Source organism: Kitasatospora hibisci (genome assembly GCF_043950205.1).
GTDB lineage: Bacteria > Actinomycetota > Actinomycetes > Streptomycetales > Streptomycetaceae > Kitasatospora > Kitasatospora hibisci.
Genome location: NZ_CP171642.1, coordinates 8,183,823 through 8,209,895, shown reverse-complemented (window position 1 = coordinate 8,209,895; position 26,073 = coordinate 8,183,823). Strand labels below are relative to the sequence as shown.

General features: G+C 74.1%; 19 protein-coding genes, 1 pseudogene and 1 riboswitch. Of the genes and pseudogenes, 12 read left to right on the top strand and 8 right to left on the bottom strand.

Features of this window, described 5'->3' with window-relative positions; translation table 11 throughout:
* The first annotated feature begins 214 nt into the window (after positions 1-214).
* Together ACF9IK_RS35635 and ACF9IK_RS35630 are read left to right on the top strand one after the other, a co-directional pair.
* The gene (locus tag ACF9IK_RS35635) at positions 215-2,617 is read left to right on the top strand and encodes a glycoside hydrolase family 65 protein (RefSeq protein ID WP_395298198.1); all 2,403 of its coding nucleotides are present in this window, start codon (positions 215-217) and stop codon (positions 2,615-2,617) included.
* 107 nt (positions 2,618-2,724) lie between these two features.
* Complete coding sequence (locus tag ACF9IK_RS35630; RefSeq protein ID WP_395298197.1) at positions 2,725-3,966, top strand: cytochrome P450; 1,242 nt, start codon at positions 2,725-2,727, stop codon at positions 3,964-3,966.
* Positions 3,967-3,988: 22 nt separating this feature from the next.
* Here ACF9IK_RS35630 and ACF9IK_RS35625 read toward each other — a convergent pair whose 3' ends face one another.
* Positions 3,989-5,449, bottom strand: a complete 1,461-nt coding sequence (locus ACF9IK_RS35625) for a sensor histidine kinase (RefSeq protein ID WP_395298196.1) — start codon at positions 5,447-5,449, stop codon at positions 3,989-3,991.
* The gene (locus ACF9IK_RS35620) at positions 5,442-6,119 is read right to left on the bottom strand and encodes a response regulator transcription factor (RefSeq protein ID WP_395298195.1); all 678 of its coding nucleotides are present in this window, start codon (positions 6,117-6,119) and stop codon (positions 5,442-5,444) included. Before ACF9IK_RS35620 ends, ACF9IK_RS35625 begins: the two co-directional genes overlap by 8 nt.
* A gap of 224 nt (positions 6,120-6,343) precedes the next feature.
* Here ACF9IK_RS35620 and ACF9IK_RS35615 point away from each other — a divergent pair, with 224 nt between their 5' ends.
* A complete protein-coding gene (locus ACF9IK_RS35615; RefSeq protein ID WP_395298194.1) occupies positions 6,344-6,958 on the top strand; it encodes a phosphatase PAP2 family protein in 615 nt (204 codons plus the stop codon).
* The gene (locus ACF9IK_RS35610; protein ID WP_395298193.1) at positions 6,955-7,611 is read left to right on the top strand and encodes a phosphatase PAP2 family protein; all 657 of its coding nucleotides are present in this window, start codon (positions 6,955-6,957) and stop codon (positions 7,609-7,611) included. Before ACF9IK_RS35615 ends, ACF9IK_RS35610 begins: the two co-directional genes overlap by 4 nt.
* A 57-nt stretch (positions 7,612-7,668) precedes the next feature.
* Here ACF9IK_RS35610 and ACF9IK_RS35605 read toward each other — a convergent pair whose 3' ends face one another.
* Positions 7,669-9,060: a short-chain fatty acyl-CoA regulator family protein gene (locus ACF9IK_RS35605; protein ID WP_395298192.1), complete on the bottom strand. Its 1,392-nt coding sequence runs from the start codon at positions 9,058-9,060 to the stop codon at positions 7,669-7,671.
* Positions 9,061-9,406: 346 nt separating this feature from the next.
* Between ACF9IK_RS35605 and aceA the strand changes: the two genes are divergently transcribed.
* The 3 genes from aceA to ACF9IK_RS35590 all read left to right on the top strand — a co-directional run bounded on the left by aceA (position 9,407) and on the right by ACF9IK_RS35590 (position 13,358).
* On the top strand, positions 9,407-10,699 hold the full coding sequence (gene aceA / locus ACF9IK_RS35600; protein WP_395298191.1) for an isocitrate lyase: 1,293 nt from the start codon (positions 9,407-9,409) through the stop codon (positions 10,697-10,699).
* Between the two features lie 133 nt (positions 10,700-10,832).
* Entirely contained in the window at positions 10,833-12,446 is a 1,614-nt protein-coding gene (gene aceB, locus ACF9IK_RS35595; RefSeq protein WP_395298190.1) for a malate synthase A, read from the top strand.
* Between the two features lie 39 nt (positions 12,447-12,485).
* Entirely contained in the window at positions 12,486-13,358 is an 873-nt protein-coding gene (locus ACF9IK_RS35590) for a 3-hydroxybutyryl-CoA dehydrogenase (RefSeq protein WP_395298189.1), read from the top strand.
* A gap of 163 nt (positions 13,359-13,521) precedes the next feature.
* Here ACF9IK_RS35590 and metE read toward each other — a convergent pair whose 3' ends face one another.
* Together metE and ACF9IK_RS35580 are read right to left on the bottom strand one after the other, a co-directional pair.
* A complete protein-coding gene (gene metE / locus ACF9IK_RS35585; RefSeq protein WP_395298188.1) occupies positions 13,522-15,837 on the bottom strand; it encodes a 5-methyltetrahydropteroyltriglutamate--homocysteine S-methyltransferase in 2,316 nt (771 codons plus the stop codon).
* 157 nt (positions 15,838-15,994) lie between these two features.
* Positions 15,995-16,220: riboswitch (cobalamin riboswitch) on the bottom strand.
* A gap of 108 nt (positions 16,221-16,328) precedes the next feature.
* A pseudogene (locus ACF9IK_RS35580) lies at positions 16,329-16,608 on the bottom strand (plasmid stabilization protein).
* 635 nt (positions 16,609-17,243) lie between these two features.
* Between ACF9IK_RS35580 and ACF9IK_RS35575 the strand changes: the two are divergent.
* From ACF9IK_RS35575 to ACF9IK_RS35555, 5 genes are all read left to right on the top strand, one after another.
* The gene (locus ACF9IK_RS35575; RefSeq protein WP_395298187.1) at positions 17,244-19,244 is read left to right on the top strand and encodes an ATP-binding protein; all 2,001 of its coding nucleotides are present in this window, start codon (positions 17,244-17,246) and stop codon (positions 19,242-19,244) included.
* Positions 19,245-19,386: 142 nt separating this feature from the next.
* Positions 19,387-20,934 carry an MFS transporter gene (locus ACF9IK_RS35570; protein WP_395298186.1) on the top strand — a complete coding sequence of 516 codons (1,548 nt, stop codon included), beginning with the start codon at positions 19,387-19,389 and terminating at the stop codon, positions 20,932-20,934.
* 96 nt (positions 20,935-21,030) lie between these two features.
* Positions 21,031-22,398: a carotenoid oxygenase family protein gene (locus ACF9IK_RS35565; protein WP_395298185.1), complete on the top strand. Its 1,368-nt coding sequence runs from the start codon at positions 21,031-21,033 to the stop codon at positions 22,396-22,398.
* Positions 22,399-22,660: 262 nt separating this feature from the next.
* On the top strand, positions 22,661-23,233 hold the full coding sequence (locus ACF9IK_RS35560; protein ID WP_395298184.1) for a dihydrofolate reductase family protein: 573 nt from the start codon (positions 22,661-22,663) through the stop codon (positions 23,231-23,233).
* Between the two features lie 246 nt (positions 23,234-23,479).
* Positions 23,480-23,632 (top strand): hypothetical protein, encoded by a 153-nt coding sequence (locus ACF9IK_RS35555; protein ID WP_395298183.1) that lies wholly within the window; start codon positions 23,480-23,482, stop codon positions 23,630-23,632.
* Between the two features lie 319 nt (positions 23,633-23,951).
* On the opposite strand, the gene ACF9IK_RS35550 is transcribed toward ACF9IK_RS35555, so the two are convergent.
* The 3 genes from ACF9IK_RS35550 to ACF9IK_RS35540 all read right to left on the bottom strand — a co-directional run bounded on the left by ACF9IK_RS35550 (position 23,952) and on the right by ACF9IK_RS35540 (position 26,009).
* Positions 23,952-24,245 carry a helix-turn-helix transcriptional regulator gene (locus ACF9IK_RS35550; RefSeq protein WP_395298776.1) on the bottom strand — a complete coding sequence of 98 codons (294 nt, stop codon included), beginning with the start codon at positions 24,243-24,245 and terminating at the stop codon, positions 23,952-23,954.
* 72 nt (positions 24,246-24,317) lie between these two features.
* Positions 24,318-24,776 carry an SRPBCC family protein gene (locus ACF9IK_RS35545; protein WP_395298182.1) on the bottom strand — a complete coding sequence of 153 codons (459 nt, stop codon included), beginning with the start codon at positions 24,774-24,776 and terminating at the stop codon, positions 24,318-24,320.
* 420 nt (positions 24,777-25,196) lie between these two features.
* Positions 25,197-26,009, bottom strand: coding sequence for a SigB/SigF/SigG family RNA polymerase sigma factor (locus ACF9IK_RS35540; protein WP_395298181.1), 813 nt, complete (start codon positions 26,007-26,009; stop codon positions 25,197-25,199).
* Positions 26,010-26,073: the final 64 nt, after the last annotated feature.

The following is a 26,073-nucleotide window of genomic DNA, read 5'->3' as shown; positions in this document are numbered from 1 at the left end:
GGGTGACGAAGCGGGCGCACCGCGAGGGCGGAGGAGACTACTCGCCGTGACCCCGATCGGACCACGGGTCGCACCGTCGCCGTACGCCCTCGCCGTTCCGGACCCGCGGCCGTTCCGGTGGGGGCGCCCGACGGCCGCCGCCGCCCCGGCGACGAGCGACCGGGCGGTGCGGTGCGCACACTGGAGTCAGACCGGTCGGCACGGAGGTCGCGACGTGGCAGCGGACTCAGCGGCGGGCTATCCCCTCATGCCGGACCCGTGGACCCTGCGTTTCGAGGGCTTCGACCCCGCGGAGGAGGGGCTTCGGGAGGCACTGTGCGCGGTCGGCAACGGCTACGCGGTCACCCGAGGTGCCGCGCCCGAGTCGGTGGCCGACGGCGTCCACTACCCGGGGACGTACCTCGCAGGCTGCTACGACCGGGCGGAGTCGACGGTCGGCGGGCGCGTGGTCGCCAACGAGGACCTCGTCAACTGCCCGAACTGGCTGCCGCTGACCTTCCGCCCGGCGGGCGGCACGTGGTTCACCGGTCCGCCGGCCGAACAGGCCCTGGAGCTGGACCTGCGGCGGGGAATGCTGACCCGCACCGCCCTCGTCGTCGACGAGCGGGGGCGGCGGACCCGGCTCGTCCAGCGGCGCCTCGCCAGCCAGGCCCGGCCGCACCTGCTCGCCCTGGAGAGCACGTTCACGCCGGAGAACTGGTCCGGCCCGCTGGAGGTCCGCTCGGGCCTCGACGGAAACGTGGCCAACACCGGCGTCGCCCGCTACCGGGGGCTGGCCGAACGCCACCTCGTCCCCGCCGGCCAGGGGGTGGACGGGGCCGGGCGGCTCCGGCTGGAGGTGGGGACGGCCGATTCACCGCTGCGGATCGCCCTGTGTGCCCGGACCCGCATCGAGGCGGGCCGGGGAGCGAAGGTGGCGACCGAATGCCGCACCGGGTGGGCGGCCCACCTCCTCACCGTGGACGTCGAGCGCGGCGGGCCCGTCACGGTGGAGAAGACCGTCGCCCTGCACACGTCCCGCGACCCGGCGACCGGCACACCGCTGCGCGCCTCGGCCCTGCTCGCCGCCGAGGCCCCGGGCTTCGACCAGCTGCTGGCCGAACACGCCCTGCGCTGGGCCGAGCTGTGGCGCCGCTGCCGGATCGAGGCGGACTTCGACGGCGCCGGACCGCTGCACCTGAACCTGTTCCACCTGCTCCAGACCTACTCCGAGCACTCCGTCGACCTGGACGCCGGCGTCCCCGCCCGCGGCCTCCACGGCGAGGCGTACCGGGGCCACGTCTTCTGGGACGACCTGTTCGTCCTGCGGCTGCTGAACCTGCGCTTCCCCGAACTCACCCGCGCCGTCCTCCGCTACCGCCACCGCCGCCTGGAGGCCGCCCGCCGCCAGGCCCGCGCGGCCGGCCGGCGCGGCGCGATGTACCCGTGGCAGAGCGCGAGCGACGGCCGCGAGGAGTCGCAGCAGCTGCACCTCAACCCGCTCTCCGGCCGCTGGCTGCCCGACCACAGCCATCTGCAGCGGCACGTCGGATCGGCGGTGGCCTACAACATCTGGCAGTACTACCAGGCCACCGGCGACCGGGACTTCCTCGCCACGGCCGGCGCGGAGATGCTGCTGGAGATCGCCCGGTTCTGGTCCTCCTCCGCCAGCTACGACCGGGGCAGCGGCCGCTGGTCGATCCGCGGCGTCCTCGGGCCGGACGAGTACCACGACGCCTACCCCTGGGCCCGCGGCCCCGGCCTGGACGACAACGCCTACACCAACGTGCTGGCCTCCTGGGTGCTGGCCCGCGCGCGGGACGCCCTGGACGCCCTGCCCGGCTACCGGCGCGACGAGCTGCGCGAACGCCTCGCCCTCGACGCGCTGGAACTCGACCGCTGGCAGGAGGTCGGCCGACGCCTGCACGTCCCGTTCCACGCGGGCGTCCTCAGCCAGTTCGACGGCTACGAACGGCTCGCCGAACTCGACTGGGCCGCCTACCGCAGCCGGTACGCCGACCTGCGCCGGCTCGACCGGATCCTGGAGGCCGAAGGCGACACGGTCAACCGCTACAAGGCGTCCAAGCAGGCCGACGCACTCATGCTCTGGTACCTGTTCTCCGGCCGCGAGGTCCGCGACCTGCTGCGGCACCTCGGCTACCCCGCCGGCCACGAGCTGCTCCGCCGCACCACCGACTACTACCTCCGGCGCACCGTGCACGGCTCGACGCTCAGCTCCGTCGTGCACGCCTGGGTACTCACCCGCTCCGACCGCCGCGCCTCCTGGCGGTACTTCCGCGACGCCCTGGTGGCCGACCTCCGGGACAGCCAGCGGGGAACCACGGCCGAGGGCGTCCACCTCGGCGCCATGGCGGGCGCGGTCGACCTGCTGCAGCGCTGCTACACGGGCCTGGAGATCCGGGAGGACGCCCTCTGGCTGGACCCCCGTCTGCCCTCCGCCCTCGGCCGGCTGGAACTCGAACTGCGCTACCGGGGCCACTGGGGACTGGTGGTCGCCGTCGACCGCGGTGCGGCCACCGTGAGCCTGCGGGAGGACCGGCAGGACCCGGTGGTGATCCGCTTCCGCGGCAGCCCGGCGACCGTCCGGCCCGGGGAGACCCGCCGTTTCCCGCTCTGACCCCGGACCCGGCCCGCCGGCGCCCCGCGCTGGTCGGCGGGGCCGCGCAGGCCGCCGGGACGGGGGGCGCGTCCACCCGTCCGATGCCCCCGGACGAGAATGACCGGGTGACGACTGTTCTGGACCCCGCCGATGCCGCGTTCGCCCGCGACCCGTACCCGTACTACGCCGCACTGCGCGAGCAGGGCCGCCCGGCGGCGCCGGTGGCCCTGTCCAACGGGACGTCGGCGTGGTTGGTGACCGGCTACCGGCAGGCCCGGGCGGTCCTGGCCGATCCGAGGTTCTCCAACGCCCCCGCGCCGAAGACCGGCCCCCGCAAGGCCGAGGGGGCGACGGCGGGCGCGCGGTCCGTGCTGGAGCAGCACATGCTGAACACCGACGGCGCCGAGCACCGGAGGCTGCGCCGTCTGGCGTCGGTCGCCTTCACACCCCGCCGGGTGGACGCCCTCACCGAGCGGATCGCCGGTCTCACCGACTCCGTGCTCGCGGAGCTCACGGCACGGGCCGAGCGCGGTGGGGTCGTCGACCTCGTCGACGACTTCGCCTTCCCGCTGCCCGTCCTGGTGATCAGCGAGATCCTGGGCGTCCCCGAACAGGACCGCCTGGACCTGCGCACCTGGACCTACCGCGTGGGCTCCCCCGCCGGTGCCCTCGCGCCGGGAGAGCTCGACCAGGCGTGGCAGAGCCTGCACCGGTACTTCGCGCAGCTCATCGCGGAGAAGCGCCGCCGGCCGGGCGGGGACCTGTTCAGCCTGCTGGCCCACGACGAGGACGAGGCGGCCCTGGACGACGGGGAGCTGCTGGCCATGGCCTTCCTCCTGCTCTTCGCCGGCTACGAGACGACGATGAACCTCCTGGCCTCCGCCGCGCTGCTGCTGCTCGGCCGTCCGGACGAGCTGCACGCCGCACGACGGGACGGCGGGTCCGGCTGGGCCGCGGTCATCGAGGAGACGCTCCGGCACGCGAGCCCTCTGGAGGGGACCACCTGGCGGCGCGCGAGCGAGGACGTGGACCTCGGGGACGGTGCGGTCGTCCCCGAGGGCGCGTCGGTCCTGGTGGTGCTGGCGGCCGCCAACCGCGATCCGGACGTCTTCACCGACCCGGACGCCTTCCGCCCCGACCGCTACGCGCCCGGCGGCGAGCGGGCGCTCCCGCACCTCGCGTTCGGGCACGGCCCGCACGTGTGCCTCGGCGCCCGGCTGGCCCGGCTGGAGGCCATGGTCGCGCTGCCCCGGCTCTTCGAGGCCCTGCCGGACCTGCGCCTGGCGGCCGACCCCGGCACGCTCCCCTACCGCCCGGGCCTCCTGGTGCGCGGCCCCCGCACGCTCCCCGTCCGCCGGATGCCGTAGACCCGGCCACCGGCTCGTCGGCTCACCCGCCGGCGGGCGGCGTCGGGGTGGCGGGCAGACGCAGTCGGAAGGTGGTGGCGCCGGGGGTGTCGACCACCGTGAGGGTGCCGCCGTGGAGGGTCGCGATGTCACGGGCGATCGGGAGGCCCAGGCCGGCGCCGCCGTCGTCACGGCTGCGGGCGTCGTCGAGGCGGGCGAAGCGTTCGAAGATCTTCTCGCGGTCGTCGGGCTCGATCGGGACGCCGTCGTTGGTCACCTCGAGGACGGCGGCGCCGGAGGCCGGCTCGGTGTCGAGCCGGACGGTGACGGCGGTCCGGGCGTGGCGCTGGGCGTTGTCGAGCAGGTTGGTCAGCAGCCGGCCCAGCCACAGGGGGTTGCCGGCCACGGTGGCCGCGGCGGGCGCGTGCACGGTGACCGGGTGGGGTTGCACTCCACGGGCCGTGGCCGTGTGCCGGACCAGCTCGGCGAGGTCGACGGGCTCCTGCGGCCGGGTGCGCCCGGCGGAGTCCAGGCGGGCGAGCAGGAGGAGGTCGGCCGCGAGGGCCTGGAGGCGCTCGGTGTCCTCCAGCGCGCCCGCGACCAGGTCGGACCGCACCCGGGGGTCGGGGTGGGCCAGGGCGACTTCGAGCTGAGTGCGCAGCACGGCGAGGGGGCTGCGCAACTCGTGCGACGCGTCGGCGATGAAGCGGCGCTGCCGCGTGCCGGCGGCTTCGAGCCGCGCGAGCATCGCGTTCATGGTGCCGGCGAGGCGGGCGATCTCGTCGTCGCTGCGGGGGTCGGGGACGCGACGGTGGAGGTCACGGTCGCCGATGGCGGCCACCTCGGCGCGGATGGCCTCGACCGGGCGCAGGGCCCGGCCGGTGGCGCGCCAGGTGAGGGCCCCGACGGTGGGCACCAGGACGCCGCCGAGCACCGCGAGCGCGGCCGTGGTGACGTCCTCGGCGGCGTCGGCGGTGCGCATCGAGGCGCCGACGTGCACGGTGACGGGCCCGGTGGGGGTGGCGGCGGTGATCGTGGTGACGCTCTGGTGGTCCCCGCCCCGGAGGAGGTCGTGGGCGCTGTCGCCGTCCCGGGTGGGGGCGGGGCGCCCGGCGAGGTTCTGGCTGGCCGCGACGACTCGCCCGCCCGCGTCGACCACCTGGACGAAGTCGGTGCCGTGGTCCAGCGGGAGGAGGGCGTTGAGGCGACCCTCCGTGGCCAGCCGGGCGACGACCTCGGCCTGCTCGCGCGCGTCGGCCTCGGCACTGCGTTCCAGGTTGGCCCGGACCAGCAGGACCACGGCGGCGGACGCGACGAGCAGGACGACGGCCACGCTGGCGCAGGCGGCCAGGGTGGTCCGGGTACGGACGGAGCGGGGTGCCAGACGGCAGGTCAGGGCCGCGACCCGGGGGTGGTCCGTGGCCCTGCGTGCCACGCCGCGCAGGCGGTGCAGCGCGCTGCGGGCGGGGCCCGGAGGTCGGGCCGCGCGGGTCGGGTCAGCCACCGTCGGCCGCCAGCCGGTAGCCGGTGCCTCGGACGGTCTGGACCGACGACCGGCCGAACGGAGCGTCGATCTTGCGCCGCAGGGCGCTGATGTGGACCTCGACGGTGTTGGGGTCTCCGTCGCCGGCGCCGTCCCAGACGGCGTCGAGGATCTCGCGCTTGGAGACGGCTTCGCCGGCCCGCCGGGCGAGGTGGTCGAGGACGGCGAACTCGCGCGGGGTGAGCGGGACGGCCGTGCCGCCGCGGCTGCAGGTGCGGGCGGCGGCGTCGACGACGAGGTCGCCGAGGACGGTGCGCCGCGGTGCGCGGCTGCCGAGGCGCCGGGCGAGCGCGTTCAGCCGGGCGACGAGGACCACGAACGAGAACGGTTTGGACAGGAAGTCGTCGGCTCCGGTGTCGAGGGCCTCCGCCTCGTCCCACTCGCCGTCCTTCGCGGTCAGCATCAGGATGCCCGTGTCGCTGCCGACGGCGCGCAGGCGTGCGCACACCCGGTAGCCGTTGAGGCCGGGCAGCATGATGTCCAGCACGATCAGGTCGTACCGGTCGGCCATCGCCATGGCCAGGCCGGAGACCCCGTCGTGGGCGAGGTCGACGGTGAATCCCTCGGCGGTCAGCCCGTGCTCCAGCGCCGTCGCCAGTCGGCGCTCGTCCTCCACCACCAGTACCCGCATACCCACCAGGGTGGCAGGTCGCGCCGTCGCGATGCTGAAGGCGTCTTCAGGTCTTCAGCGCTCCTTCAGCATCGCCGGGCCATGCTGGCCGGACATCCCGCGGACCGCCCCAGCCGAGCCGTCCGCGCCGTCTCTTGAGGAAGGGCGCACACCGCGATGCACCACTCGACCGGTATGCCGGCCGCCGGCCGGACGGACGCCGACCCGCCCGGGGAGGTCTCCCGATGACCGGCCCCGGCCTGCTGGCGTTCGACGGCCGCCCGGTCGACGGCGGGCTGTACCTGCGGGTGGTCCGCTGGGCACAGCACCTGCCGTCCCCCTGGCAGGAGGCCGTCGCGGCGTTCTCCGCGTACGGCCTGGGCCTGCTGGCCGCGCTGATGCTCGCGGCCTGGTGGCGGGCCCGGCGGCTGGGCGGCGAGGCGATGGCGCGGGCGCTGACGGCCCCGTTCTGCGTGGCGCTCGCGTTCGCCGGCGACACCCTGCTCAAGGACGTGCTGCGGGAACCGCGCCCGTGCCGGGTGCTCCCCGCTGCTCCGACCCTGGAGGCCTGCCCCGGCGCCGGGGACTGGGCGCTGCCGAGCAACCACACCGTGATCGTGTTCGCCGGCGCCGCCGTGCTGTGGCTGGTGGACCGCCGCATCGGCGCCCTCGCGCTGCTCCTGGCCGCAGGCATGGGGGTCTCGCGGGTGGCGGTCGGTGTGCACTACCCGCACGACGTGCTGCTCGGTGCGCTGGTCGGCACCGCGGCGGGATACGGGCTGGGCCGGCTGGCCGGCCGGGGCGGGGGTTTGGTGGAACGCGCCCGAGGGGGTGCACTGGAGAGGTGGTTGGGCGCATGACCGGGCGCGGACGGGAGTGGCTGGTCGTCCTGGGGACGGCGTGGCTGCTCTTCGCCGCGCTCGCCGTCCTGCTGGCCACCCGCACCTGGGTACCGTTCCCGTTCGAGCGGGCCGCGGTCCGCTGGAGTGCGGCGGACCGGCCCGCGGCGGCCCGGTCCGCCGTGGTCGCCCTCACGGCGTTCGGCACCGGGGTGGTGCCCTTCCTGATGGCCCTGGCGGCCGGCGTCGTCCTCGTCAGGGCCACCCCCGCCTCGCGCCCGCCGCGCAGGACCGTGCTGCTGCTGGTGGCGCCGTTGTTCTGGCTGCTGGCGGGCGAGCTCGTGCGCCGGAGCCTCATGGAGGCCTTCGGCCGTCCCCGCCCGCCGCGGCTGGACTGGGCCACGACCGCCGGCGGGTTCTCCTTCCCGTCCGGGCACGCGTTCACCTCCGCGGTGAGCGCCGGTCTCCTGGCGATGGCCGTGGCCCGGGCCCGTCCCACCGCGGCCCGGGCCGCGGCCGCCGGAGCCGCCCTCTTCGCGGTCGCGATCGGGCTCAGCCGCGTCTACCTCGGGGTGCACTGGCCGCTGGACGTCCTCGGGTCCTGGCTCCTCGCCGCCGGCTGGCTGGCGATCGGCGGCGCGGCCCTGCGTCCCGCCTCGTCGCCTCTGTCGTGACGGGGGTCGCCCACCCGCCCGGCCGGCTGCGTGGAGGCCTTCCCACCGGTCGACCGGTCACGGGGCGGCCGGGTACGGGACGAAGGTGCTGGTGTTCTCGTCGACCTGGAGCGGGCGGCCGATCGGCGGCGCGCTGCGCTGCGGGCAGACCGGGCGTTCGCAGATCTTGCAGCCGAGGCCGATCGGAGTGGCGGCGCTCTCGTCGCCCAGGTTCAGTCCCGCCGAGTAGACGAGCCGTCCCGCGTGGCGGATCTCGCAGCCCAGGCCGATGGCGAAGGTCTTGCCGGGGCGGCCCCAGCCGCCCGGGGAACGGGTGACGGCCCTGGCGGTCCACAGGTAGCGCCGACCGTCGGGCATCGCGGCGACCTGGACGTGGACCCGCCCCGGCGCGGCGAACGCCTCGTAGACGTTCCAGAGCGGGCAGGTGCCGCCGGTCCGGGAGAAGTGGAAGGCCGTCGCGGACTGCCGCTTGGAGACGTTGCCCGCCCGGTCGACCCGGACGAAGGAGAACGGCACCCCGCGCAGCCGGGGTCGTTGCAGGGTGCTCAGGCGGTGGCAGACGGTCTCGTAGCCGACGCCGAAGTGGTCGGCGAGGTGCTCGATGTCGTAGCGCGAGGACTCGGCCTCGGTGTGGAACGTGGTGTAGGGAAGCACCAGCGCGGCGGCGAAGTAGTTGGCCAGGCCGATCCGGGTGAGCGACCAGGCGGTGGAGCCCTCCGGACTGTCCTGGGCGGCGAGTTCGGACAGCAGGGGGTCGTGCTCCAGGTACGCCAGCTGGGTGGCCATCCGGAATGCCTGCTGGCCGGGGCGCAGCCGGTCCGACAGGCTCAGAACCCCGGTGCGCGGGTCGTAGCGGTGCAGGTGCTCGCTTCCGGCGACGGTCCGCACGCCGTGGCCGGAGGCGAGCCGCTCGGCGAGCACCGCCCTGACCCCGCCGCGTCGCAGGCCGATCGCCGCCGCGGACTCCTCCGCCGTGGTGTCGAGTTCGTCGACGTAGTTGCGCCGCCGGTAGAAGAACTCGCGGACCTGCTCGTGCGGGGTGAGGGCGTCGGCCGCCGGACCGCGTTCGCCGGCGAGGACGGCTAGTTGCTCGGAGAGCGCCCGCCGGCTGCGGCCGAGGTCCGTCAGCAGTCGCGCGACGGCGGGCAGGCGCGCGGCCAGCTCGTCGAGCTCCCCGGCGGTCACCTGCCCGGCCGTGACCTGCTCGCCGAGCGCTTCGCGCAGTTCGGCGGTGAGCCGGGCGCTGTCGGGCGGGGCGAAGTACCCGGCCTCGACCCCGAACGCCTCGGTGAGGCGCAGCAGGACGGGCACGGTGAGCGGGCGGGCGTCGTGCTCCAGTTGGTTGAGGTAGCTGGGCGACAGGTCGAGCAGCCGGGCGAGCGCGGCCTGGCTCAGGCCGCGCTCCTCGCGAAGGCGGCGCAGCCTGGCGCCGGCGAAGGCCTTCCCCACGTCGTTCCCCCCACTGCACGCATCGGCCCACCGGTGCGGCCAGCCTAGCCCGCGGAGTGCACGGTCGGCGCTTCGCAACCTTCGCACATGTCCCGGGCATCCTTCGCAGAAGTTGGCAGAGGTCCACCGGTGACGGCGGCTGCGCGGGCTGTCAGAGTCGTTGCTGCGGCCGGGAGATGCGCAGGACAGCAACGGAACACCAGGTCAGTCGCGGCTGGGAGTGCTGTCCGGGCATCCACGTCCCGCGGTCCCGCACCGCCGCCCGGCATCACCCGGCCGCCCACTCGCCCTCGCGGTGAAGTACGTCACACCCTTCGCAACGAGCACACTTCCGGGGAGCAGACCCATGACTCAGTCGGTTCGGCAGCAGCAGGAGAAGCAGGCGGCGGAGCTCGCCGCCCGGTGGGCCTCCGACCCCCGATGGGCGGGCGTCGAGCGCACCTACACGGCCGCCGACGTCGTGCGCCTGTCGGGCACGGTGCGCGAGGAGCACACCCTGGCCCGGCGCGGTGCCGAACGGCTGTGGAGGCAGCTGCACGAGCAGGACTACGTCCATGCCCTCGGCGCGCTCACCGGTGGGCAGGCCGTGCAGATGGTGAAGGCCGGGCTCCGGGCGATCTACCTGTCCGGCTGGCAGGTCGCGGCCGACGCCAACCAGGCCGGGCAGACCTACCCGGACCAGAGCCTCTACCCGGCCGACTCCGTCCCCCGGGTGGTGCGCCGGATCAACAACGCGCTGCTGCGGGCCGACGGGATCGACGCCGCCGAGGGCAACGACGGCCCGGACTGGCTGGTGCCGATCGTCGCCGACGCGGAGGCCGGTTTCGGCGGCCCGTTGAACGCCTTCGAGCTCACCAAGGGCATGATCGCGGCCGGCGCCGCGGGCATCCACTACGAGGACCAGCTCGCCTCCGAGAAGAAGTGCGGCCACCTCGGCGGCAAGGTGCTCGTGCCCACCGCCCAGCACATCCGCACGCTCAACTCCGCCCGCCTGGCGGCCGACATCGCCGACGTGCCGACCGTCGTCGTCGCCCGTACCGACGCGCTCGCCGCCAACCTGCTGACCACCGACGTGGACGAGCGCGACGCCCGGTTCTGCACCGGCGAGCGCACTGCCGAGGGCTTCCACCGGGTCGAGCCCGGCATGGCCCCGGTGATCTCGCGCGGCCTCGCCTTCGCCCCGTACGCGGACCTGATATGGGTGGAGACCGGCACGCCGGACCTCGCCCAGGCCCGCGAGTTCGCCGAGGCGATCAAGGCCGAGCACCCGGACAAGATGCTCGCCTACAACTGTTCGCCGTCCTTCAACTGGAAGGCCGCGCTGGACGACGACCAGATCGCCAAGTTCCAGCGGGAGCTCGGCGCGATGGGCTACCGGTTCCAGTTCATCACCCTGGCCGGCTTCCACGCGCTCAACCACTCGATGTTCCAGCTGGCCCGCGGGTACACCGAGCACGGCATGACGGCGTACGTCGAGCTGCAGGAGGCCGAGTTCGCCGCCGTGCCGGACGGCTACACCGCCGTCAAGCACCAGCGTGAGGTCGGCACCGGGTACTTCGACCTGGTCTCCACCGCACTCAACCCCCACGCCGAGACCCTCGCCCTGACCGGCTCCACCGAGGCCGAGCAGTTCCACTGAGCCACCCCGGCGGTCTCGTTGGGGACGAGCCGCCTTCCACCCACCGCCCGGGGCCTCGTTGAGGGACGAGGCCCCGGGCGGCCTCCCCCTCGCCTCCCCGCCTCCCTCGCCTCCCCGCCTCCTGGAGCACCGGATGACCCAGCCCAGCCGCATCGAGATCCTCGGCGCGCCCGAGGACCGCTTCGACGAGATCCTCACGCCCGAGGCGCTCGCCTTCCTCACCCGTCTGCACGCGGCCCTCGCCGGCCGCCGCACCGAACTGCTCGCCGAACGGGACCGCCGCCGGGCCGAGTTGGCCGCCGGAGGCACCCTGGACTTCCTCCCGGAGACCCGCACCCTCCGGGAGGACCTCAGCTGGCGCGTGGCCGGCGCGGGGCCGGGCCTAGCCGACCGCCGGGTGGAGATCACCGGCCCGCCCGAGCGCCGGATGACCGTCAACGCCCTCAACTCCGGTGCCAGGGTGTGGCTGGCGGACTTCGAGGACGCCACCGCCCCCACCTGGCACAACCTGGTCACCGGCCAGCTCAACCTGATCGACGCGATCGGGCGTCGGATCGACGACACCACGGCGGAGGGCAAGCGGTACCGGATCGGGAACGACCCCGCCACCATCGTGGTCCGCCCCCGCGGCTGGCACCTGGACGAGCAGCACCTCCTCATCGACGGGCGCCCGGCGATCGGCGCGCTGGTCGACTTCGGCCTGTACCTGTTCCACTGCGGCCGACCGCAGATCGCGGCCGGCTCCGGCCCGTACTTCTACCTCCCCAAGCTGGAGAACCACCTCGAAGCGCGGCTGTGGAACGACGTGTTCACCCTCGCCCAGGCCGACCTCGGCATCCCGCACGGCACGATCCGCGCGACCGTGCTGATCGAGACCGTCACCGCGGCCTTCGAGATGGACGAGATCCTCTACGAGCTGCGCGAACACGCCGCCGGCCTCAATGCGGGCCGCTGGGACTACCTGTTCAGCCTCATCAAGAACTTCGCCCACCACGGGCCCCGGTTCGTCCTGCCCGACCGCGCCACCCTCACCATGACCCAGCCGTTCATGCGCGCCTACACCGACCTGCTCGTGCGCACCTGCCACCGGCGCGGCGCCCACGCCATCGGCGGCATGGCCGCCGCCCTCCCGCAGCGCGACCCCGAGGCCGACAAGGCGGCCCTCACCAGGGTGCGCGCCGACAAGGAGCGCGAGGCCGGCGACGGCTTCGACGGCTCCTGGGTCGCCCACCCCGGTCTGGTCGCCACCTGCCGCACCGCCTTCGACGAAGTCCTCGGCGAGCGCCCGCACCAGCTGGAGCACACCCGCGAGGACGTCGACGTCACCGCCGCCGACCTGCTGGGTGTCCACCGTCTCTCGGCCGGCCTGCCCACCGAGCAGGGCCTGCGCGCCAACGTGGCCGTCGCCCTGCGCTACCTGGTCGCCTGGCTCGGCGGCTCCGGCGCCGTCGCCGTCTTCGGCCTGATGGAGGACGTCGCCACCGCCGAGATCGCCCGCTGCCAGCTCTGGCAGTGGCAGCACCACTGCACCCGCCTCGCCGGCGGCTCCCTCGCCACTGCGGACCTGGTACGACGGCTGATCGACCGCGAACGGGCCACGCTCATCGGCGAGGACGCCGACCCGGCGCTGGTGGACGAAGCGGTGCGCATCCTGGAGGAGACCGCACTCGGCACGGAGCTTCCGCCCTTCGTCACCACCGAGGCCTACGCCCGCCACCTCGTCCGCACCGCCGCCCCGGCCGCCTGACCTGCTCGGCCACCGCATCGACCCTGAGGAGGTAATCACATGAACGGCATCCGCCGTGTCGCCGTCGTCGGTGCCGGGCAGATGGGCTCCGGCATCGCCGAGGTCTTCGCCCGCGCCGGGCTCGACACCGTCGTCTGCGAGAACGGGCGCGACGCCCTGAGCGCCGCCCGCAGCCGGATCGACCGCTCGCTGCACCGCGCCGTCGACCGGGGCCGGATCAGCGAGGAACGGCGCACCGACGCCTGGGCCCACCTGCTCTTCGCCGACGACCTCGAAGCGCTCGCCGACCGCCAGCTCGTCGTCGAGGCCGTCGTCGAGGACGAACGCGTCAAGACCGAGGTGCTCACCACTCTGGACAAGGTGCTCGTCGGCGAGGACGCCGTCCTGGCCACCAACACCTCGGCGATCCCGGTCACCCGGCTCGGCATCACCACCGGCCGTGCCTCGCACGTCCTGGGCCTGCACTTCTTCAACCCGGCCCCGATGATGCCGCTGGTCGAGCTGGTCAGTTCGCTGCACACCGACCCCGCCGTGGTCGGCCGGGTGGAGGCCTTCGCCGCGGACGTCCTCGGCAAGCACGTCGTCCACTCCCGGGACCGGGCCGGCTTCGTCGTCAACGCCCTGCTGGTGCCCTACCTGCTCGCCGCGGTCCGGATGGCCGAGGCCGGGCACGCCGACCCCGAGGACATCGACGCCGGTATGGTCCACGGCTGCGCCCACCCCATGGGCCCGCTCGCCCTCGCCGACCTGATCGGCCTGGACACCGTCGAGGCGATCGCCCGCTCGATGTACGAGGAGTACAAGGAGCCGCTGTACGCGCCCCCGCCGCTGCTCTCCCGCATGGTCGAGGCCGGACTGCTCGGCCGCAAGACCGGCCGCGGCTTCCACATCCACGTCCACCCGCCGGCGTGACGGTCCGTCCGCACCTCCCGCCGCCGGCCACCGCCATCGGCACCACGACGCCCTGGAGGGCGCGCCCCCCGCGCTCTCCGGGGCGTCGTGGTGCCCGGGCGGCTCGGACAGGCGCCGACCGGGCACCGCGCGCGTGCGGTGCCCGGTCGGGTCCGTCCGCGGGTCAGTCCGCCAGTTCCTCCCGCAGGCGGCGGGCGGCGCCGACCAGGCTGTCCAGGGAGGCACGGGTCTCCGGCCAGCCGCGGGTCTTCAGGCCGCAGTCGGGGTTGACCCACAACCGCTCGGCCGGGATGGCGGCGAGGCCGGCGCGCAGCAGGGAGACGGCCTCGTCGATGCTCGGGACGCGCGGGGAGTGGATGTCCCAGACACCCGGTCCGACCTCGCGCGGGTACCCCGCCTCCGCGAGCTCGCCGGCGACCTCCATGTGGGAGCGGGTGGCCTCCAGGGAGATGACGTCCGCGTCGAGGTCGTCGATCGCCGTCATGATCGCGCCGAACTCGGCGTAGCACATGTGGGTGTGGATCTGGGTGTCGACGCGGACGCCGGAGGTGGCGAGGCGGAACGCCTCGGTCGCCCAGGCCAGGTACGCCGGGCGGGCGGCGGACCGCAGCGGCAGGGTCTCGCGCAGGGCCGGCTCGTCGACCTGGACGACCGCGGCGCCGGCGGCCTCCAGGTCGGCCACCTCGTCGCGCAGGGCGAGGGCGACCTGGCGGGCGGTGTCGGCGAGCGGCTGGTCGTCGCGGACGAAGGACCAGGCGAGCATGGTGACCGGCCCGGTGAGCATGCCCTTGACCGGACGGTCGGTCAGGCCCTGGGCGTAGCGGAACCAGTCGACGGTCATCGGGTGGGGGCGGGAGATGTCGCCGGCGAGGACCGGCGGTCGCACGTACCGGGTGCCGTAGGACTGGACCCAGCCGTGCCGGGTGGCGAGGTAGCCGGTGAGCTGCTCGGCGAAGTACTGGACCATGTCGTTGCGTTCGGGCTCGCCGTGGACCAGGACGTCCAGGCCGGCCTTCTCCTGGTAGGCGATGACCTCGCGGACCTCGGCCTCCATCCGTTCCCGGTAGGCGGCCGCATCGATCCGGCCGGCGGTCAGGTCGGCGCGGGCGACGCGCAGTTCGGTGGTCTGCGGGAACGAGCCGATGGTGGTGGTCGGCAGCAGCGGCAGGCCGAGCCGGGCGCGCTGGGCCTCGGCGCGCTGCGGGTAGGCCTGGGCGCGCCGGGCGTCGGCCTCGGTGACGGCGGCCGTGCGGGTGCGCACGGCCGGGTCACGGGTGATGGGCGAGGTGGCGCGGGAGGCCAGGTCGGCGCGGTTGGCGGCGAGCTCGGCGGTGATCGCGCCGGTGCCCTCCCGCAGGCCGCGGGCCAGCAGGGCGACCTCGGCCGCCTTCTGCTTGGCGAAGGCGAGCCAGCGGGCGATCTGCGGGTCGACGTCGCGTTCCAGGCCGGCGTCGATCGGCACGTGCAGCAGGGAGCAGGACGGCGCGACGTCGACCCGCTCGGCGAGGCCGAACAGCGTCGCCAGGGTGGCCAGCGACTTCCCGAGGTCGTTGATCCAGATGTTCCGGCCGTCGACGACCCCCGCGACCAGTCGCTTGCCGGACAGCCCCCCGACGGCCGCAAGATCGCCCAGGTTGGCGGCCGCCGGGCCGGTGAAGTCCAGCGCCAGACCCTCCACGGGGGCCTTGGCCAGGACGGGAAGCGACTCGCCGAGGCGGTCGAAGTAGCTCGCGACGAGCAGCTTCGGCCGGTCGGTGAGGCCGCCCAGCTCGCGATAGGCGCGGGCGGCGGCGTTCAGCTCGGCCGGAGCGCGGTCCTGGACGAGCGCGGGCTCGTCCAGCTGGACCCATTCGGCCCCCGCCGCGCGCAGGTGGGCGAGCAGCTCGGCGTAGACGGGCAGCAGCCGGTCCAGCAGGGTGACGGGCTGGAAGTCGGCCGCGACGCCGGGTGCCGGCTTGGCGAGCAGCAGGTAGGTGACCGGGCCGATCAGCACCGGCCGGGCGGCGTGGCCGAGGACGAGGGCCTCGCGCAGCTCGGCGACCGCCTTGGCCGGGTTCGCGGCGAACACCGTGTCGGGGCCCAACTCGGGAACGAGGTAGTGGTAGTTGGTGTCGAACCACTTCGTCATCTCGAGCGGCGCGACGTCCTGGGTGCCGCGCGCCATGGCGAAGTAGCCGTCCAGCGGGTCGGCTTCGACCGCGGCCCGGTGCCGGGCCGGGATCGCACCGACGGCGAGCGTCGCGTCCAGCATGTGGTCGTAGAGCGAGAAGTCGCCGGTCGGGACCTCCTCGACCCCCGCCTCGGCGAGCTGCGCCCAGTTCTCCCGGCGCAGGTCGGAGGCGGTGGCCAGCAGCGCCCCGGCGGTGACCGCGCCCTTCCAGTACCCCTCGATCGCCTTCTTCAGTTCCCGGCGCCGGCCCTGGCGGGGGTATCCGAACACGGTGGCCACGGTCGCCGCGGCTGCGGACTTCGCTGTCAAGGGACTCTCCTTCGCGAGCCTGGTTCCTCCGGTGCCCGATGACGGCACGAAGGCGCGAAGGGATGACGAACCGGGCGGACGCCCCGCACGCGGGTACTGCTCCGCCTGGTACGCACGCCGACCCGCCCACGAGGTCACCGGATTGCCGCGCGCGAACGGTCGCGCGCGGGCAGTGGCAGGTCTTCGGACTCGTGGGCACGGCCGCCCTGGTTCCAGGGCGGACACCTACTGGCCGTCGCTTCCCAGACCCGACCGGGGCCCAGTGCGTATGACGGCGGTCGTTCCCACTCACCGCTGCGGGGCAGTCCCGGATTCCCACCGGGTTCCCTCTTGCGACGCGCCTGCCTGGCGGACAGGGCGAACCAGCTGCACGGCCAGCTTAGGGGCAGGACGGCGGGAGCTGAACACTGAACCGCGTAAATCGTCCGGATACCGGGACGGGGCCGACCTCAGGACAGGTCGGACGGGGCCTCCGGGGTGCGTGCCGGCTTTCAGCGCCCCGGGGCGTCGGCGAGCTGCTTCTTGTTCATCTTCGAACGAACCTCGATGTTGCGCTGCTTGGCCTCGTTGTACAGCCGGTCGTACGTCGGCCCCCTGCGAGCCCGAGTGCGAACGCAGACCACCGCGCCGCGACGACGACATGTCCTTGGTCGAGGAGCGGCTGGCAGTCCTCGACTCACCGTGCCGGGCGCGCTCCTTGTTCACGGTCCGGGCCGCGATCTCCTTCGCGCGCTTCTCGCTCTCACCACGGTCCTTCGCGCTCTCCTTGATGCGCTCGTACCGACGCTCACGCTTCCCGTTCGAACCGGCAGGCGTGGCTCCTCCTCGCCGGCTCTCTCGTCGTTCGCCTCCCGAAGGCTCTCGTCCCCCGGTTCGATCGGGGCGGAAGGCCCGGCCGAATGTGCCCTCCTCCTGCGGTTGCCCGTCCCGCTGCCCCCGACCGCACGACGAACGCCGAGGCGGAACGGGCGAAGGCGAACCACCCGGGGCCCGGTCGGCCGGGTCCGGTGCCGACGGGGCTTCAGTTATAGTGCCCACGACAAATTCCACGGGTGGGCCGGCCGCGGGCCGTCCTGGGCGTGGACCTCCTCGGCCGTCCCGACGTAGGAGCCGACAAGCGTTGCCCAGAGTGCGAATCGGCTGTCCGGTCACAGCGCGGAACGTGGTGCGCCGCCGTCCGCAGGCCGTGCACGGCGCCGCGGTCCGCCGGCCTCGTCGCTTACCGCCGGCCTGAGAGCACGGGCGCCGGTTCCCCGGGCCGGTCGGACGGCCCACCCCCACCGAGGCCGTACCCCCGCCGGGCACCGCCCGCCGTTCAACACCGTTCACCGGCACCGACGCCCTGTCACCCCGCCCTCCGGACCGCAGGGCCGGTCCGGTACCGAGAGATGGGGAGAGGAGCCGTCATGGCGTCCGTCCGGGAGAGACTGAGCAGCGCACGCGTCCAGGCCTTCATCGGCCGGGACGCGGAGCTCGGGCAGTTCGCGCAGGCCCTGTCCGGTGATCCGCACGCGCCGTTCGCGTTCTACGTGTTCGGGCCGGGCGGCATCGGCAAGTCGACGCTGCTGCGCCGCCTGGCGGACGACGCCCGGACGGCGGGACGGCTCCTCCTCGAACTGGACGGCCGCTTCGTGAGCCGGGACCCGGCCGACTTCGAACGGAGCGCCGCCCCGTTCCTGGACGTGCCCGGGACGGTCCTGCTGGTCGACTCCTTCGAGCACTGCCAGTGGCTGGAGAGCTGGCTGTGGCAACGGTTCCTGCCCCGCGCCGCCGACGACACCCTGGTGGTCCTGGCCGGCCGCCTCGCCCCGCAACCCCAGTGGACCGCCGACCCCGCCTGGGCCGGGCTGCTGGCCGTCCGCGAACTGGAGCCGTTCACCGAGGAGCAGGCCCGGAGCCTGCTGACCACGGCTCAGGTCCTCCCCCAACTCCGTGAGCGGGTGCTGCGCTTTGCAGGCGGCAACCCGCTGGCCCTCTCCCTCGCGGCCGCCGCGAGGACGGCCGACTGGAACCGGGAGGACGTCTGGGCCCCCTCGGCCGACGTCCTGCGCACCCTCCTCTCCGGCCTGATCGGCGAGGTGCCGAGCGCGGCCCACCGCCGCGCCCTGGAGGTGGCGGCCCAGGCCTACTCGACCTCGGAGGAACTGCTCGCCGCCGTCCTGCCCGACGAGGAGGCCCACCCGCTCTTCGCCTGGCTCCGGGACCTGCCCTTCATGGAGTCCACCCACCGGGGCCTCCATCCGCACGACGCCGCGCGCGAGACGCTGGCCGCCGACCTGCGCTGGCGGGCCCCCAACGCCTTCGTGACGATGCGCCACCGACTCGCCGAAGAGTACCTGCGACTTCTGCGCGAGGCACCCGAGGAGCGGGTCTGGACCGTCACCGACGAACTCTTCTACCTCTTCCGCGAGGGGGAGATCGTGGCGCGGCTGCGCACCTGGTCCCGCGAGGACGAGGTGCACGACCGGCCCCTCACCCCGGACGACCTCGACGTCGTGCTGCGCATGGCCGCGGAGACCGAGGGTCCGGCCTCCGCGGAGCTGGTCCGCTACTGGGCGGCGCGCCAGCCGCAGGCCTTCAGCGTCTACCGCCTGGTGAGCACCGGCCGGATCGTGGCGTTCACCGCCCGCCTCGCGCTGCCCGCCCCCGCCGACCCGGAGGATCTGGCCACCGATCCGGTCGTGGCGGCCGCCTGGGCGTACACCGACGCCACCGCGCCGGTACGGCCCGGCGAGCACATCGGCGTCAGCCGCTTCACGGTCTACCCCGAGCGCTACCAGATACCCTCGCGCGTCATCGACCTGAGCAGTTCCCGCGCCCAGGCGGAGTCCGCCCGCGCCCGTGGACGCGCCTTCGGCTTCGCCGTCTGGCGGGACGCGGAGACGTGGGCCGCGCGCGTCAAGGGCAGCCTCGCCGACACCGGCGCCCGCCCGCGGGTCGGCGATCACACGTACGGCGTGTTCGGCGTCGACTGGCGGCAGGTGCCCGTCGAGACGTGGCTGCGCCACTTCATCGCGGCCACCGCCGTGCCCGTCCAGGCCGGGCCGTCGGGTGTCTCGCGCGGCGCGTTCGACCAGGCCGTGCGCGAGGCCCTGGCCCACTGGCGCGATCCGGGCGCCTTCGCCGCCTGCTCCCTCATGCGCGCCCGTCTGGCGGCCGACTTCGAGGAGCCCGTCGAGGTGTTGCGCGAGCTGCTGCGCCGGACCGTGGACGACCTCGGCCGCGACCCGCGCGGTGTCCGCGCCCGGGACGCCGTGACGGCGGGCTACTTCTCCGGCGCGCCCACCCAGGAGGCCGCGGCCCGCCGCCTGAGCCTCCCGTACGGCACCTACCGGCGCCACCTGCGACAGGGGCTGGACCTGCTCTGCGAAGCGCTGTGGGAGCAGGAGCTGCACGGCACCCGCTGAGGACGCGTGCCCGCCTTCCGGAGCGGTGCGGGCCGCGCACCGGCGTGGCCCGGCGCGGGTGGACAGCTGCGGACAGTGGTGGACGGTCCTCGGCCCCTCCGGGCCTGGCAAGTGGACAGCGTCCCGAACGAGTCTGTGCGCCATGAACGTTGCACGCACGCAGACCGAGCCGGCGGCAGGCCGGGCTCACCGACCGGGAGCGGCGCTCGCGGCCCTCGCCGCGGCCCAGTTCACCGTCATGCTCGCCACCTCGATCGTGAACGTGGCGCTGCCCCAGATCCGGGCCGGGGTCGGCCTCTCGGACGGCTCGACCACCTGGGTGGTCAACGCCTACGGCCTGGCGTTCGGGGCGCTGCTGCTGGCCGGCGGACGGGCGGCCGACCTGCTCGGCCGCCGCCGGGTGCTGATCGCCGGGCTCGCACTGTTCGCGGCGGCCTCGCTGGTGGCGGGGCTGGCCGCCGCCGCGGGTCTGCTGATCGCCGCCCGGTCCGTCCAGGGCCTCGCCGCGGCGGCCATCGTCCCGGCCGCTCTGGCCCTGGCGATGGAGCAGTTCCCCACCGGCCCCGGGCGTGGCAAGGCCCTCGGAGTGTGGGGAGCGGTCTCCGGCGCGGGAGGCGCGGCCGGCGTGCTGCTGGGCGGTGTGCTGACCCAGGCATGGGGATGGCCGGCGATCTTCCACTCGGTCGCGCTCGGGTCGGCACTGGTCCTGGCCGCCGTGGCCGCCCTCGTTCCGCCGGAAGCCGGGCACGTGGCCGGACGCGTGGCCGGACCGGTGGACGAGCCCGTGTCCGGGCTGAAGTTTGGGCTGAAGGCCGGGCGGGCGTCCGGGCGGTTCGACCTGCCGGGCACCGCCACCGTCACCCTCGCCCTGACCTGCCTGGTCTGGGGCCTGACCACCGCCCGCGGAGCCGGCTGGAGCGACGGCGGGGTGGTCGGGGCCCTGGGCGCCGCCGTCGCCCTGCTCACGGCCTTCGCACTCATCGAGCGCCGCCGGCCGAACGCCCTGATACCGCCGCGGCTGCTCGCCACCGGCCGGGTGGCCACGGGCAACCTGCTGATGGCGCTGCTGGGGTCGGTGTGGATCGCCCTGTTCTTCTTCCTGCCGCTCTACCAGCAACAGGTCCTCGGATCCGGTCCGCTGGCCACCGGCGCGGGCCAACTCCCGCTCGCCGCGGCCAACATGCTCGGCGCCGCCGTGGCACCGCGGGTCTCCCGGCGACTCGGTCCCGCCACGACCGTGGTCGCCGCCCTGCTCACCGAGGCCGCCGGTCTGCTCTGGCTGTCGCGGATCGGCGCCGACGGCAGCTACCTCGCCGACGTCCTCGGGCCGAGCGTCCTGATCGGCCTGGGCCTGAGCATCGCCTTCGTCCAGCTCACCGCCCTGGCCGTGGAAGGTGTCCCGCCCCAGGACGCCGGACTGGCCGGCGGACTGGTCAACACCACCCGCCAGGTCGGCGGCGCGATCGGCCTCGCGGCCCTGACCACGCTGGCCGGCTCCGTCACCACCCATGCGGCCGCCCGTCAGCCGCACCTCGAAGCCCTCACCGCCGGCTACCGGACCGCCTTCGCCGTCTCGGCCGTGGTCCTGACCGTCACCGCCCTGCTCGCGCTCCTCCTCACCCGGTGCACCGGCCGCCGGAAGGCCACGCCCGTCTCTCCGCAGCCGGCGCCCGACCCGCGAGCCGCCTGAACCCCGGACCGGGCCGGCTCGTCCGGCAGACCCCGTCCGCCCCCGTACACACAGAACACCCGACTCGGAACAGCGAACACCGGAGGAACCCTTCCCATGACCGCCACCGCCAAGCCGTACCTGACCGGCCACTACGCCCCCGTGGCCGACGAGCTCACCGCCACCGGGCTCACCGTCGAGGGCACCCTGCCGCCCGAGCTGACCGGTCGGCTCGTCCGCAACAGCCACAACCCCAAGCCCGGCATCACCCCCACCCACTGGTTCAAGGGCAGCGGCATGGTGCACGGCATCCGACTCCGCGACGGCCGCGCCGAGTGGTACCGCAACCGCTGGGTGCACACCCCCGCCCTCGACGGCGCCCCCTACCTGACCGAGCACGGCCCCGACCTCACCGCCAGCGCCGCCGGCACCCACGTCATCGAGCACGCCGGCCGCCTGCTCGCCCTCTGCGAGGCGAACTTGCCGTTCGAGCTCACCCGGGAGCTGGACACGGTCGGGGCGTACGACTTCAACGGCAAGCTGCGCACCGCGATGACCGCGCACCCCAAGGAGGACCCGGTGACGGGCGAGCTCCACTTCTTCGCGTCCTCGCCCTTCCCGCCGTTCCTGACGTACTACGTCGCCGACGCCAAGGGCGAGATCGTCCACAGCGCCGAGGTCCCGGGCGCGACCGCCTCGCTCAAGCACGACTTCGCCGTCACCCGCCGCCACGTGGTCTTCGTCGAGGGCAACGTGACCTTCGACCCCGCCGACCACTCCGGCATCCCCTACGGCTGGAGCGACGAGCAGCCGGCCCGCATCGGCGTCATGCCGCGCGGCGCCGACGGCGCCGGACGCGTCCGCTGGTTCTCCATCGAGCCCGGCAACATGCTGCACGTCGCCAACGCCTACGAGGACGGCCTGGGCCGCATCGTCCTGGAGGGCCCCACCGTGGACCGGGAGGGGTTCCGGCTCTCCTGGAACTGGTGGGTCGGCGCCCCCGGCCGCGGCAGCGAGCCCGTCAGCCGCTCCTACACGCGGCGCTGGGTGGTCGACCTCGTGGACGGCACCGTCGACGAGCAGATCATCGACGACCTGCCGGTGGAGTTCCCGACCCTCAACGAGGAGTACCTGGGCGCCGAGAACCGCTACCGGTACGCCGTCTCCTTCCCCGACGAGGAGGGCTTCGGCGGCTACGGCGTCGTCAAGTACGACCGCATCACCGGGGCGCGCCGCATCCGCCCGGTCGGCGACGCCCGGATGCCCAGTGAGGCCGTCTTCGTCCCGGCCGCCGGAGCCACCGGCGAGGACGAGGGATACCTGCTCACCGTCGTGTCCGACCTCAAGCAGGACGCCTCGCAGCTGCTGGTCCTCGACGCCGCCGGCCTCGACCGCATCGCCACGGTCCACCTGCCCCACCGGGTGACCGCCGGACTCCACGGCTCCTGGATCCCCGACGCCGGCCAGGACGCCACCCGCGGCTGACGCCCCGCGGCCCCGCGCGAAGCGGACGGCCCCGCCCCGCCGGAGGCGGGGTGGGGCCTTCGGCGTGGCACCCGCGACGGGGGGCCCGCCACGGGGACGCTCCGGGTGTCGTCGGCGAAAATGTTGGACGGCGACCGATGAGTTCGTCCATGATCCACAGTCAGAACTCATGGCTGGTCCGGGCGGCGCGCCGCAGGTGTGGTGGTGGTGTCGTCGACGGACCGGTCCGGACGTAGCAACCGAACGCGGAGGAACACCGGACATGCGTACCCTGATCAGCACTGCCTTCATCTCGCTCGACGGCGTCGTCGAGGCCCCGGGCGGCGAGCCCGGCTACCGGAACACCGGGTGGACCTTCAAGCACACCGAGTTCCTGCCCGAGGCGTTCGAGATCAAGGGCCGGGAGCAGAGCGAGGCCGCCGCCATGCTGATGGGCCGCACCAGCTACGAGGCGTTCAGCCCGGTGTGGCCGGACATGGCGGAGTTCGCCGAGTACAAGGTGATCCCGAAGTACGTCGTCTCCACCACCCTCACCGAGGACGACCTGGTGCCGAACTGGGGCGAGACGACGATCCTGCGCTCGCTCGACGAGGTCGCCGCGCTGAAGCGGACCGAGGGCGGCCCGATCATCGTCCACGGCAGCGCCTCGCTCAACCGGAGCCTCTCGGACGCCGGGCTGATCGACCGCTACCACCTGCTCGTCTTCCCGCTCCTGCTGGGCGCGGGCAAGCGCCTGTTCAGCACCACGGACAAGGACGTCCAGAAGCTGAACCTGGTCGAGCACCGGGCCTACCCCAACGGCCTGCAGCTGAACGTCTTCGACGTCGTCCGCTGAGGAGGCGGGACTCCCGGCGGAGCCCCGGCAACCGGCCCGACCACCGCCGGACGCCGGGCGGCCACATCCGTCACCCCCGCTGCTCACCAACCGACAGGCCTTCAAACGACAGGACAACTCCCCAAACCGGCTCGGAATTGGCGACCAGAACCCAAAGATTGGTGTAGAATCATAGGCGCAGGGAGGCCTTCGGAGTCGATGCCCAAGCCATCGACAGGCCACCCGCCGGCAGGGGGAACGACAGCCATGACCTACCACCTCGACACCGCGCGCGCCATCATCGACGAGCGGATGCGTGAGGCCGAGCAGCACCGGCTCGCCCACGCGGTGTACCTGAAGAACCGCGCCGAGGCCAAGACCCGGCGGGCGCGCCTGCTCCTCGCCCGCCTCGGCGGATGAGCACCACCACCGCGGCGGGCCGTCACCAGCGTGACGGCCGGACCGCCGAACGGCCGAGGGGCGCCCTACGAATAGGGCGCCCCTCGGCCGTTCCCGTCCCGGCCGCCGCCTGACCCGCGCCACCAGCCGCGAGGGCGCCCCGATCGTGGTCGACCACAGCGGGTTGCTCTGCGTCGCCTTGCCGCTGCACCTGCGCAGGCACGTCGCCGACGCTCCCGGCGGCCCCGCTCGACCTGCCCGCCCGGTCTCACCGGCGTTCGCGGCGGCCGACCCGTTGCCGTGCCGCCGGCTCCGGCTCCGGCTCCGGCGACGGTCCGGCTCAGCGCAGCAGGACGGCGAGCAGCTCGGCGATGGTGGGCCCGCTGTCGGCCGGGTGACGCAACTGCTTGCCGGCGACGACGCGGTACTGGTTCACCCGTCCCTGCCGCTCATGGCTGAGGTAGCCGGCCTCCTCCAGGTCGACGATGATCCGCTGAACCGCGCGCTCGGTGAGCAGGCAGCGGGCGGCGATCTCACGGACCCGGATACCGGGGTCGCGCGCGATCTGGACGAGCACACGGGCATGGCTGGTCAGGAAGGTCCACTGCCGTACCGGGGTGGTCGGTGCTCCCATGTCCACGTCTCCAGGCTACGGCCGGACGCGGCCCCGGTCGCAGGACCGGGGCCGGGCCGCTGTCGGCGCGGGTCAGCCGGGGCTGATCCGGCCGCGCCAGCCGCCGTCCTCCACGCCGCGCTCCTCGATGAAGCTCTTGAAGCGCCGCAGGTCGCCCTTCACCCTCCGATCGACCACGCCCAGCATGTCGCCGGCCTTCTCGGCCATCCCCTCCGGGCGGAAGTCGATGGCCATGTTGATGCGGGTGTGCCGGTCGTCGAGGCGCTGGAAGGTCACGACGCCCTGCTGGTGCACGTCGCCGTCCATGGTCCGCCAGGCGATCCGCTCGTCGGGCAGCTGGTCGACGATCTCGGTGTCGAACTCACGGGTGACACCGCCGATGCTGGTCCGCCAGTGGTTGCGGCGCTCGTCCAGCTGGGTCACCGACTCGACGCCCTCCATGAAGCGGGGGAACTCCTCGAACTGCGTCCACTGGTTGTAGGCCGTGTGCAGCGGCACGTCGACGTCAACCGACTCCTTGACCATGCTCATCCTGGACTCCTCCCGGATTGCGGCCGGGCCTGCCCCGGCCACCCGCCGGCGCGTCTGCCCACTCGGCGCCGGTGTAACCCCGGGGCCACGACGCACTCGCCATTCGCTCCGTGACGTCCCGTCACGGCAGTGGTACGCGCGCAGGCGGCTGTGCCGGCCGCTACACCGGGGCGGACAGGTCGCCCGCTTCCTCCCCCGATCCCGGCAGCCTCCTCGGGGTGCCGTGCCGGGCGAGGTCGCCTGCCGGCAGCAGGTCGGGCCGGTCCGCCAGGGGGCGGAGGAGAGCCGCAGCAGCCCCGGCCGGGGGCCTGCGGTCGGCGAGGGCACGGGCAGAGGGGACCCCCGCACGCGGCTGTCCGCTGCGGGGGCGGAACGCCGGTCGGGACGGGAACCGGCGCGGGGACCGCGGGTCGGGCGGGCTCAGGCGGGCGGCTCCGGTCCGTCGTCCGCCCATCCGGGAGCGTCGCGGTCCTCCAGCTGCTCGCGAAGCCTCGCCAGGGTGGCGGCGAGCAGCCGGGAGACGTGCATCTGCGAGACGCCGATCCGCTCGGCGATCTCGGACTGGGTCCGGCCGTCCCAGAACCGGAGCTTGAGCACGAGCTGCTCACGCCTGGGCAGTTGGGAGAGCAGCGGCTGCACGGCCGTGCGGAAGACGGCGAGTTCGATGCCCGGGTCGCAGGCGCCGAGGCGGTCGAACAGCGCGCTGCCGGTCTCGTCGCCCTCGGGGTCACGCAGCGCGTCCAGGGAGTTGGGCCGGTAGACCCGCCCGGCGACCAGCCCTTCGACGGCCTCCTCGGCGGTGATGTGCAGGTCCTCGGCGATCTCCTCCGGGTGCGGGAGGCGGCCGAGCTGCTGCTCCAGCCGGTCCGAGCCCCGGGCCACGGCGAGGTAGAGCTCCTGCATGCTCCGCGGAACCCGTACCGGCCAGGAGGTGTCACGGAAGAAGCGCTTGATCTCACCGGCGATGGTGGGGATGGCGTAGGTCACGAACTCGACGCCGCGTGCGGGGTCGTAGCCGTCCACGGCCTTGATCAGGCCGACGGTGCCGACCTGGAGGATGTCATCCATGTCCTCGGGGCGGTGCCGGAAGCGGGCGGCGATGAACCGCACCAGCGGCATGTTGAGTTCGATGATCGTGCCGCGCACGTAGCTGTAGGCGTGTGTCTCGCGGGCCAGCCCGGCCAGACGCTCGAACAGGGCATCGCTGAGCTCACGCGCCTCGGACTTGCCCATCGTGCGCAGCTCCGCCTCGGTCGGGCGCGGGGGCAGGTCGGACGGCAGGCCCGGCCCGGGTCCC